The organism is Streptomyces sp. NPDC093801, from assembly GCF_040701585.1.
Lineage (GTDB): Bacteria > Actinomycetota > Actinomycetes > Streptomycetales > Streptomycetaceae > Streptomyces.
Genome location: NZ_JBFBDP010000086.1, coordinates 1 through 6,735, shown reverse-complemented (window position 1 = coordinate 6,735; position 6,735 = coordinate 1). Strand labels below are relative to the sequence as shown.

The 6,735-nt window shown below is 70.1% G+C and carries 5 protein-coding genes, 1 pseudogene and 2 CRISPR repeat arrays; of the genes and pseudogenes, 4 read left to right on the top strand and 2 right to left on the bottom strand.

Translation table 11 applies throughout. From position 1 onward, the window contains the following. From AB0469_RS40770 to AB0469_RS40755, 4 genes and pseudogenes are all read left to right on the top strand, one after another. Nucleotides 1-291, top strand: a pseudogene (locus AB0469_RS40770) (hypothetical protein); the annotation flags it as partial. A 19-nt stretch (nucleotides 292-310) separates the two neighbouring features. Beyond that, nucleotides 311-1,873: a glycosyltransferase family 4 protein gene (locus AB0469_RS40765; protein WP_366456670.1), complete on the top strand. Its 1,563-nt coding sequence runs from the start codon at nucleotides 311-313 to the stop codon at nucleotides 1,871-1,873. Nucleotides 1,874-1,901: 28 nt separating this feature from the next. Beyond that, complete coding sequence (locus AB0469_RS40760) at nucleotides 1,902-2,522, top strand: HAD family hydrolase (protein ID WP_366456669.1); 621 nt, start codon at nucleotides 1,902-1,904, stop codon at nucleotides 2,520-2,522. Nucleotides 2,523-2,764: 242 nt separating this feature from the next. After that, nucleotides 2,765-3,098: direct repeats of the CRISPR family, unit length 29 nt; unit sequence GGGACCATCCCCGCGGGTGCGGGGAGCAG. Between the two features lie 81 nt (nucleotides 3,099-3,179). Next, nucleotides 3,180-3,879: direct repeats of the CRISPR family, unit length 29 nt; unit sequence GGGACCATCCCCGCGGGTGCGGGGAGCAG. 118 nt (nucleotides 3,880-3,997) lie between these two features. Beyond that, entirely contained in the window at nucleotides 3,998-4,573 is a 576-nt protein-coding gene (locus AB0469_RS40755) for a hypothetical protein (RefSeq protein ID WP_366456668.1), read from the top strand. On the opposite strand, the gene AB0469_RS40750 is transcribed toward AB0469_RS40755, so the two are convergent. Beyond that, a complete protein-coding gene (locus tag AB0469_RS40750; protein ID WP_366456667.1) occupies nucleotides 4,500-5,321 on the bottom strand; it encodes an IS5 family transposase in 822 nt (273 codons plus the stop codon). The genes AB0469_RS40755 and AB0469_RS40750 overlap by 74 nt on opposite strands. A gap of 253 nt (nucleotides 5,322-5,574) precedes the next feature. After that, on the bottom strand, nucleotides 5,575-6,321 hold the full coding sequence (locus AB0469_RS40745; protein WP_366456666.1) for a hypothetical protein: 747 nt from the start codon (nucleotides 6,319-6,321) through the stop codon (nucleotides 5,575-5,577). Between the last annotated feature and the right edge of the window lie 414 nt (nucleotides 6,322-6,735).

Here is a 6,735-nt window from a genome sequence, read left to right as displayed (position 1 = left end):
TGCCCGGCCGCCCAACGGGACCGCTGCCTGCACGCCGTGCCCCACCGGGAACCGGTCAAGAACACCGAGGTCGAACAGCACCTCGCGAAGATCGGGCTGCCCGGGGTGCCGTTCACGCTGCACGCGGGCTCCCGCACCCTCCACCTCGGCCGGCCGGTCCCGCTGCGGGACCGGCACAACCTCGCCCAGGTCCTCGCCCTCACCGTCCGAGCCCCGCAGGACCCGCAGGAAACCTACTGGCAGGGGCGCCTCGCCGGCGCCGAGCCGCTGATCATCGACCCCCGCACCTGACCACCCGACGGGAGCACCCATGCCGATCACCACCCCGATGGTCGTGGACACCGCCATCCAGTTCTGGCCCCGCGGGGGCAGCGCCCAGGTCGTCCGCTACCACCTGCACGAACTCAACAGCCGGGGCATCACCACCCGCCTGCACGCCGGATCCCTCGGCGCCCCGGGCGACCCCTCCCACGCCCCCACCTTCTACCAGGGCCTCGACCTCCACCCCTACGACCACAACGACGCCCGGACCATGTTCGAGCGCGGCGAGAACCCCCAGGCTGCCCGCTGGCCGTTCCACCCCTCCTACGAGGACCGCGGCCACTGCCCCGACCCCCTCTACAGCGCCGTCCCGCCCGCTGACGCCGACCACCTCACCCGCGCCTGGACCCGCCACCTCACCACCCACCGCAGCCCCCACCCCACCGTCCTGCACCTGCACCACCTCAGCCACCTCCAGACCAGCGCCCACGCCGCCTACCAAGGTGTCCCGCGCGTCACCACCCTCCACGGCACCGAACTCAAACTCCTGGCCGGCATGCAGGACCGTGTTCGACTCGCCGAGCGCGCCCAGGCGTCCCTCACCGACCTGGCCCGCCTCCTGCACAGCACCAGCCCCTACCGCCACGCCGAAGCCGCACGCATCGCCAAGACCGCCGGCCTCAGCGAGCCCGACGCCCGCCTCCTGGCCGACACCCACTGGGAGAAGTGGATCCACTCCCCCCACTGGATCCGCCAGCTGCACCAGGCCGCCGCCCACGCCGGGCAGCTCATCACGGTCTCCGACCACGACCAGAACCTCGCCACCGAACTCCTGCACCTGAACAGCGCACCGCCCGTCGTGCCCAACGGCGTCGACACCCACACCTTCCAGCCCCACCACCTCGACCAGGCCGAACGGCTTGAGCACCTGCGCCGCTGGCTCGTCACCGAACCCCAGGGCTGGGCCCCGGGCCAGCAGCCCGGCAGCATCCGCTACACCGACACCGACCTCGCACGCCTCCTCACCCCGAGCGGCACCCTGCGCCCGCTCCTGCTGTGGGTCGGCCGATTCCTCGACTTCAAACGCGTGCCCGTCCTCCTGAACGCCTTCGCCGCCACCCGCACCCGCCTGGACCCCGCGCCCGTCCTGCTGATGTGGGGCGGCTACCCCGGCGAGTACGAAGGCCGCCACCCCGCCGACATCGCAGCCGACCTCGGCATCGCCGACGACGTGTACTTCCTCGGCTGGCGCGGCCACGACGAGCTGCCCACCGGCCTGAACACCGCCGACCTCATGGTCGCCCCGGCCGTCAACGAACCGTTCGGCATGGTCTACCTCGAAGCGATGGCCTGCGCCACCCCGCCCATCGCCACCGCGACCGGCGGCCCCGCCCGCACCATCATCGGCACCGGCCCCCACGCCACCGGCTGGCTCGTGACCCCCGACAGCCCCGACGACCTCGCCGACACCCTCACCACCGCACTCACCCACCGTGCCGAGCGGCAGAAGCGGGCGACGAACGCCCGCGCGCACGTCGAGGCCACCTACAGCTGGGCGCGCACCACCGACCGCTACCTCAACCACTACGCCACCGCCCACCAGACGCCGTAACCCCGGTCCCTTCAGCAAGGAGTCCCCTATGCCCGACCGCATCGAAGGCCTGCTCGTCGACATGAACGGCCTCTTCCGCCACTGGCACAACACCGGCGCCCGCCAGAGCGAACGCCTCGCCGGCCTGCCCCCCGGCACCATCAACCACTACGCCTACCACCACCCCGCCTACCGCGCCGCCCGCGTCGGCATCCTCAGCGACCAGGAATGGGCCGAGAACGTCGCCGACCGCCTCGCCGACGACTTCGGCCCCGCCGTACGCGAACACCTGGGCCCCTGGCGCGCCGACCGCGGGACCCGCGACGACACCATGGCCGAACTCCTCGAGCAGATCCGCCGACACATGCCCGTCGGTGTCCTGTCCAACTCCACCGACGCCCTCCCCGCCGACCTCGAACACCACCACATCACCTTCGACCACGTCTTCTCCTCCGCCAGCCTCGGCGTCGACAAACCCTCCCCCCACGCCTTCCGCACCGCCGCCGACCACATGCGCATCCCCACCCAGCACCTGGCCTACTTCGACGACGAACCCACCTTCGTCCACGCCGCCTCCACCACAGGACTCCACGCCCACCACTTCACCAGCCCCACCCGCTTCACCACCCAACTCCACAACCTCGGCCTGACCCTCGGCTCCCTCGCCTGACCCCCAGCTACACCCGGCGACCCCATCACATCCGCACAACCCGCAGCAGCACCACCACGCAGCACGTCGCCTGCGGCGGCCACACAAAGCTCCCGTACCGATGGGTTGAAGCCTCGAACACTTCCCCCAACCGGGCGGGAGCCTTGCCCGTTGTGGCCCCCACAACCTCACCAGCGTCACCCGATCAGCGGCCACACTGAAAACCCTCAGTAACGCGATGGCACAGCTCGCTGCCCTAAGCCGGGACCATCCCGGCGGGTGCGGGGAGCAGCGGAAGGGCGACGTCGGCCTCCACCGGCGGGAGGGACCATCCCCGCGGGTGCAGGGAGCAGCCGCCCTCGTAGACGAAACGCTCGCAGTCATCGGGACCATCCCCGCGGGTGCGGGGAGCAGCCGCCGGCTTGCTCCGACCGGACCCCTGCCGGGGGACCATCCCCGCGGGTGCGGGGAGCAGCGGACAGCCTTCTTCAGTGCCGCCTCGACCTTGGGACCATCCTCGCGGGTGCGGGGAGCAGGGATCAACCACCGCCCCGTGGTCCCTCCTCACGGGACCATCCCCGCGGCTGCGGGGAGCAGTAGTTGACGGCGAACTCGTCGAACCCTGAACCTCAGCACATCAGGAACCCTGCACGTTCATCCGTACGCGACCCTGCACGTTCACGTGTACGCCGACATGCGGGGAGCAGCCGGTGTCCGGGGTGATCTTGGCGTACTGACGGGGACCATCCCCGCGGGTGCGGGGAGCAGCTCGGCATGCGCGCCGAGGAGGTCAACGGCGTGGGACCATCCCCGCGGGTGCGGGGAGCAGTGCTTCGGGGTGGACGACGCGGGCGACGCCGGGGGACCATCCCCGCGGGTGCGGGGAGCAGGCTCTACCTCCGGGTGTCGATGGCGCACGGAGGGGACCATCCCCGCGGGTGCGGGGAGCAGTTGCCCACGTCGATGCCGAACACCAGCACATCGGGACCATCCCCGCGGGTGCGGGGAGCAGCAGAGCGCGGATGTCCGCCGCTTCCATGACGCGGGACCATCCCCGCGGGTGCGGGGAGCAGCCGACGCTCACCCCTGCGAGCTTGGCCACCTCGGGACCATCCCCGCGGGTGCGGGGAGCAGTCGTGCTGGGGCAAGCCGAGGAACGAGGTCAGGGGACCATCCCCGCGGGTGCGGGGAGCAGACGCTCCAGCTCACCGGCGAGAACACCGAAGGGGGACCATCCCCGCGGGTGCGGGGAGCAGGCATGGCGGCCCTGGCCGGGTACGGCGCCAAGGGGACCATCCCCGCGGGTGCGGGGAGCAGCCGTCAGCATTGTCGACAAGCACGGCAGCGTCGGGACCATCCCCGCGGGTGCGGGGAGCAGTCAGAAGCCGTTGCTATTCCGGATCTGATGTGTGTGTTTCCGCAGGTCACGTGTGATGTGCGCGTTGTCGAGGCAGGCTGGGGCCGTCTGATTCGTCGTGGATGACGTGAGGTGGCGGATGCCGTCGATGCGGGCTGTGATGGAGAGCCGTGAGAGGGCCGCGCTGGCGCGAGTGGAGGAACTGCGTGCCGAATTCGAGCGGGTGCGGGCGGCTCTCGCCGACGCGGAAGAGGTGCTGGACCGCCGGGTGATCGGCCTGGAGGAGTATCTCGAGACGCTGACCCAACTGGGAGGTCCCGAGCCCGCCGAGGCTTCAGGGCCGTCCGAGCCTGAGCCTGTTCGTGAGCCGGTGGTGGACGACGCGGCGGCCCCGTCGACGGCCAGGGCTCGGCGGGTGGTGGCCCGCAGGAAGGACGGGGTCGAGGTCGACATTCTCGGCCCGGACTACCGACGGATCATGGCCGTGCTCGAAGAGGCGGGCGGTGACGGATTGTCGGCGCGGCAGGTGGCGGTGGGCCTGGGCTGGGACGTTTCGGTTCCGGCCCGGGTGGAGGGTGCGCGGGGCAGGCTGAAGCGGCTGGTCGAGCGGGGCTGGCTGGCGGAGAGCCGGCCGGGTATGTTCACGCTGCCGCAGCGAGATTCCGCCGTTGCTGCTGGCGGCGGGTGGCGTGGCGGGCGAGGCGGCGGCTCATGACCATGGTCATCGACCACAGGACGAACGCCTCGCTGGTGTCGGAGCGCCGTTCGTAGTCGCGGGCGAGCCGCCGGCTGCGCATCAGCCAGGCGAAGGTCCGCTCGACGACCCATCTGCGGGGCAGGACGGTGAACCCGCGGCTGTCGTCACTGCGTCGGACGATGTCCAGGCGCAGGCCGAGCCGGTGGGCGGCTTCGGTGAGGACGTCGCCGGTGTAGGCGCCGTCCGCCCAGACCAGCCGGAGCAGACGGAAGCATTCCCGCAGCGCGGGCAGCATCCCGCAGGCGGCGTTGCGGTCCGTCACCGACGCGGGGGTGACCAGCACCGCCAGGACGAGGCCGAGGCAGTCCACGACCAGGTGCCGCTTGCGTCCGTTGACCAACTTGCCGCCGTCGAAGCCGCGGGAGGCCGCGCCGACCACGGCGTCCCCTTTCACCGACTGCGAGTCCACGATCCCCGCGGTCGGCTCCGCGTCCCGGCCCTCAGCCTCGCGGACGCGTTCCCTCAGCCGGTCGTGGAACTCCCTGATCAGAGCGTTGTCGCGCCAGCGTCGGAAGAACGCGTAGACCCGGTCCCAGGGCGGGAGGTCCGTCGGCATCGCCCGCCACTTGATCCCGTTGTCGACCAGATACCGCACCGCGTCGACCATCTGCCGGTGGCAGTAGCTCTCCGGCCTGCCTCCCCGGCCGTCCATCCATGCCGGGACCGGCAGCATCGTCCGCACCACGGCCCACTCCGCGTCCGTCATGTCCGACGTGTAGCGAGGCCGGCGGCCCGGTTTGTCGGCCGCGTTCCCGAACCTGTGAGCAAGACAGTCACACCCCGGGGTGAACAGGCTGGACTCCACCGGAACGACCACGTACAACTGCGACAACAGGGCCTCCTGGCGCTCGGGCTTCGACAACCACGAGCTGTTCAGGAGGCCCTTCCTTCATGCTCCGCCAACCGCGAACTCACCCGATCCGGGCCCCGTTCGAACCTGCGGGCCGTGCGCCTATCAGTCAGAAGGGAGGTTCGAGATCGCCGCGGCCATCGCTATGTGGCCCGCAGTCCCAGGGCTCCTCCTGGAAAGGTTCAATGTCGGTGACGTCGTGGCCCCATGCTTCGAGGGCCTTCCAGGCAACGCGCCGGTTAGGGTCGTCGCTGCTGGTGTCTAGGATGCGGCGCGCGTGCACGGCGAGGTGATCGCGGTGCTGGGCGAGCGCGGGGTGTTCGGCGAGGATGAGCGCGGCGAGGCCGGCTGCTTCGCGCACGTCCTCGTGACTGTCCTGCAGGAAGGGCGCGACGGCTCGATAAAGCGTCGGGCGCAGGTCCCGGAAGGCCGCCAGCGTGGTGTCGTGGGTGAGGAAGCCAGGGAAGTACTGCTCGGTGCGGTCGACAATCTCGTCGGAGGCGTCGTAGGCCGTGGAAACCAACCAGTTCAACAATGTCGCGCGGATGGGGACGTTGCGATACGGCCGGAGGGTCATGGCCGCCGGGTGGGTGAGGATGCCGGCGACATACATGGCGACGGGGGCTGTGGCTTCGTAGATGCTGTTCTGGTGGCCGACCAGCTCACTCAGTTCCGACAAAGCGGTGACCTGCACCTTGGGATCAGGCTCCAGCAACCGTGCCAGGACTTTGGGAAGGCACTCACCGTTCCCGAAAGCCGTCTGGAGCGAACCCCAATCATTCTCCGCTAGGACTACCTGATACGGCGGCAAGTCAGGCTCGCGGGGCGCCCCGGCCTTGGAGCTGTTGTGGTTCACAGGCCAAACCTAGACCAGACTTCTGACACGATTCCCGTGCGGGCCGGTTAGAAGCCGCTGTCCTTCCGAGAGTGACGGGTGCGTTTGCGCTGGTCAGGCATAGGGTCAGTGTTTCGGCGGCAGAGACGAGGTGTTGTGTCGTCCCTGCGGTGGAGGTGCCGGGATGCCCTCGGTAGAGCCTCCTGGTGTGCTCAAGGTCTCGACAACCCCGAGCTGCACCAGAGGCTCTGTCTTCATGCACGGACAGACCGAAGATCGCCCGACCGAGCCGCCGCATTCGAACCCATGCTCGCCAAGATCGGTACGACAACGGCTTCTCAGCTTGGCGTTTAACCTCGCACGTCACTCAACCTGCTGATCTGCGGTTCTTCCCGGGACGGCGGAGGCGGCCGTTCTCCACGCTTCGAGGTGTCG

Excerpts from the sequence above, each read along its gene's own strand:
- AB0469_RS40750 (WP_366456667.1), bottom strand. The coding sequence starts at position 5,321 with ATGACGGACGCGGAGTGGGCCGTGGTGCGGACGATGCTGCCGGTCCCG.
- AB0469_RS40760 (WP_366456669.1), top strand. The coding sequence starts at position 1,902 with ATGCCCGACCGCATCGAAGGCCTGCTCGTCGACATGAACGGCCTCTTC.
- AB0469_RS40765 (WP_366456670.1), top strand. The coding sequence starts at position 311 with ATGCCGATCACCACCCCGATGGTCGTGGACACCGCCATCCAGTTCTGG.
- AB0469_RS40755 (WP_366456668.1), top strand. The coding sequence starts at position 3,998 with ATGCCGTCGATGCGGGCTGTGATGGAGAGCCGTGAGAGGGCCGCGCTG.